Annotated in this window: 2 protein-coding genes; both read left to right on the top strand. The window is 58.5% G+C overall.

What is annotated here, in order from left to right:
• Window positions 1-356: 356 nt before the first annotated feature.
• The gene (locus HT737_RS08205) at window positions 357-1,706 is read left to right on the top strand and encodes a carbohydrate porin (protein ID WP_047295980.1); all 1,350 of its coding nucleotides are present in this window, start codon (window positions 357-359) and stop codon (window positions 1,704-1,706) included.
• A 288-nt stretch (window positions 1,707-1,994) separates the two neighbouring features.
• Window positions 1,995-2,849 carry a D-hexose-6-phosphate mutarotase gene (locus HT737_RS08200; protein WP_047295978.1) on the top strand — a complete coding sequence of 285 codons (855 nt, stop codon included), beginning with the start codon at window positions 1,995-1,997 and terminating at the stop codon, window positions 2,847-2,849.
• Window positions 2,850-2,945: the final 96 nt, after the last annotated feature.

The following is a 2,945-nucleotide window of genomic DNA, read 5'->3' as shown; positions in this document are numbered from 1 at the left end:
TGACCCTGCAATTCGATCCGTCGAAAGTGTTGTTGTTCGATGCCAAGACTGGCGAGCGTCTGGGCGTTGCGGGCCAGGCGCAGACCGAGGCGCGGTACGGCGAACGATCGCGCAATTCAAAGGCCGGTAAAAGATCCGTGCAGGAATAAGGTTCATGTGGGAGCTGGCTTGCCAGCGAAGGGGCCGGCACATCCAGCATGGATGTCGCCTGAATCACCGCCATCGCTGGCAAGCCAGCTCCCACAGGGATCGGATTCCAATCAGGAGCACGCGCTGGATTGCCTGTAATCCAGTGCAATTTATGTAAACCGCGTTGGAAAAAAACAGTTAATAACAATAAAGACGAGGATGTAGGGATGAAAAAGAAACACGTCAATGCCCGGTTGATCTGCCAAGTGTCAGCCGCGGCGGCATTGGTGCTGGCCGGCAATGCAATGGCTGCGGATGCGTTCAGCTCCGATTCGAAATGGATGACGGGCGACTGGGGTGGCGAGCGGACCAAGCTGATCGAGCAGGGTATCGACATCAAGGCTGACTACGTTGGGGAAATGGGCGCCAACCTGCATGGCGGCTACAACGACGACAAGACCGGTCGCTACAGCGATCAGTTCGGTCTGGGCGTGGCGCTGGACCTGCAAAAACTCTGGGGCTGGGACAACACTCAGGCCAAGATCCAGTTGACCAATCGTAACGGTCAGAACATCTCCAACGATCGTGTTGGCGATCCGCGTGCCGGCACTCTGTCGTCTTCTCAGGAAGTCTACGGCCGTGGCCACATGGTGCGTCTGACCCAGTTGTGGATTCAGCACCAGTTCTTCGACAACAAGCTCGACGTCAAGGCCGGTTACTTCGGTGAGGGCGAAGACTTCAACACCTTCCCGTGCGACTTCCAGAATCTGGCGTTCTGCGGCTCGCAAGTGGGTAACTGGGCGACCAACATCTGGTACAACTGGCCAGTCAGCCAGGCCGCGATCCGGGTGAAGTACAACATCAACGACGAGCTCTACGCGCAGATCGGTGCGTACAACCAGAACCCGTCGCAGCTGGAACACGGTAACGGCTTCAAGCTCAGCGGCAGCGGCACCAAAGGGACTGTTCTGCCAGTCGAATTGGTCTGGTCGCCGAAGGTCAACAGCCTGCCGGGCGAATACCGCGTCGGTTACTACAAGAGCACCGCTGATGCCAGCGACGTCCGCGAAGACGTCAACGGTTTCGACGCGGCAACCACTGGTGACGCGTACAAAACCCACAGCAGCAAACACGGTTACTGGTTCGTCGCGCAGCAACAACTCACCAGCCACAACGGTGATGCCAGCCGCGGTCTGAACATCGCTGCAAACGCCACGTTCCACGACAAGGACACCAACTTCATCGATAACTACCAGTCGGTGATGTTTGTCTACAAAGGCCCGTTCGATGCCCGTCCGAAGGATGACGTCGGCATTGGCGCGGCGCGTATCCACGTCAACGATGACGTGAAGAAAAACGCCGAACTGCTGAATGCCTCCAACGGTGTCTCGGATTACGACAATCCGGTGTTCTCGCCGATTCGTGAAACCGAATACAACTACGAGATCAACTACGGCTTCCATGTCACCAACTGGCTGACCGTGCGTCCTAACCTGCAGTACATCACTCACCCGGGCGGTGTTGATGCCGTGGACAACGCTTTGGTCGCGGGCCTGAAAATTCAGTCTACGTTCTGACGCGTCTGCGATAAGCTCCTCTCCATGTGCGCATATTTGCGGACAGCCCAGGCTGTCCGCTTTTTTTTTGCGATAGACGTCCGATGATATACCTGTGGCGAGGGGATTTATCCCCGATGGGTTGCGAAGCGACCCCAGAACTGCAACCGTTTTCACCCTGACATACCGTATGCAATTGGTTCAGGGCCGCTCCGCGCCCCATCGGGGATAAATCCCCTCGCCACAGTGTTCACTCTCACTGGGCACAAAGGTAATTGAGTACCCCCATGATTTTCAGGACCGTGGCCAATGCATGAGCATCCGCTGCAACGCTTCTTCAAATCCCTGCGCGAACGACCGGTGTTTGCCTGGGAGCGCTATCAGATGCGCGATGTGCTGGTGATCGACCATCCGCTGTGTCAGGCGGTGTTCAGTCGGCAGGGTGCGCAGTTGCTGCACTTTCAGCCGCGTGGACAGAAACCGTGGTTATGGTGCGCGGCGAAGTGGCCGCACGTGGGCGCCATACGTGGTGGCGTGCCGGTGTGCTGGCCGTGGTATGGCCGCCATCCGAGCGAAAACGCGTGGCCGTCCCATGGCTGGGCGCGACTGCTCGACTGGAAATTGCTCGACAGCAGCAGCGCCGAGGATGGCGTGCGCCTGCATTGGCAATTGCAGTTGTGCGATTGGCAGGTCGACCTGCATGCGCATCTGGGTGAACGCATGGAATTACGCCTGAGCACCGAGCATCAGGACGACATGCCGTGCCAGTTGAGCCAGGCTTTGCATGCTTACTGGCGTATTGGCGACGTGGGTGAGATAGCGCTGTCTGGCCTCGAAGGTGCGCAGGGTTATGACCAGTTGAGGCGCCAGTCCTGCCAGCAGGAAGGCGAATTGCGCGTGGAGGGCGGTTGTCAGCGGGTGTTCCAGCACGACGGCGAATTGCAGCTCAAGGATCACGCCTGGCAGCGCGAATTGTGCATCGATACCGGTGACAGTGGCGACACCGTGGTCTGGCATCCTGGTTCGCGACCATTGCTGGGTGTGAGTTGGGATGAAGTAACGGAATTTGTCTGTGTTGAAGCGGCGGCGGGCGGTACCGACAGCCTGCATCTGGCGCCGGGGGAGAAGGCGCATCTGAGCTTGCAGGCGTGGGCTGCTGCCTGAGTTTGTACGGTGGCTGCTGGCCCCATCGCTGGCAAGCCAGCTCCCACAGACTCAGTGGCGGTCATGGGATTTTGTGGACGACCCGGACACTGTGGG

It is taken from the genome of Pseudomonas sp. MD195_PC81_125 (genome assembly GCF_014060985.1).
GTDB classification, from domain to species: Bacteria; Pseudomonadota; Gammaproteobacteria; order Pseudomonadales; family Pseudomonadaceae; genus Aquipseudomonas; species Aquipseudomonas parakoreensis.
Note: the sequence above shows the minus strand (reverse complement) of the source record. Positions and strands in the feature narration are given on the sequence as shown.